Here is a 381-nt window from a genome sequence, read left to right on the forward strand (position 1 = left end):
CCGGTGGCTGCACCGCCTATGACGTGGTGCTGATCCTGAAGCGGGGTCGCCAGGACGTGCAAGGCTGCAGCGTCAAGCTGCACGCCGACCGCGCCGAGACCGATCCGAAGGTCTTCACGCGCATCCACTTCACCTTCACGGTGACGGGACGCAACCTGAAGCGGGAAACGGTAGAGCGTGCCGTGCAGCTGTCGCACGAGAAATACTGCTCGGCATCGATCATGCTGGCCAAGACGGCCGAGATCACGCACTCGTTGGAACTGGTGGACCTGGCCACCCAGCCGACGGCATCGGAATAAATAAGAAGCGAAGCGGACCGATAAGCCGGATTCTGTGCGCCGCGTGGCCGAAACCAGCGGCGTGACAACCATTCCTCTAGAC

General features: G+C 62.2%; 1 protein-coding gene. It reads left to right on the plus strand.

Translation table 11 applies throughout. The annotated features are described in order from the left end of the window. On the plus strand, positions 1-299 hold a 299-nt coding region (locus D7V77_RS43055), incomplete at its 5' end, for an OsmC family protein (RefSeq protein WP_120581800.1). Between the last annotated feature and the right edge of the window lie 82 nt (positions 300-381).

Source organism: Corallococcus sp. CA041A (assembly GCF_003612075.1).
In the GTDB taxonomy this organism is placed as follows: domain Bacteria; phylum Myxococcota; class Myxococcia; order Myxococcales; family Myxococcaceae; genus Corallococcus; species Corallococcus exiguus.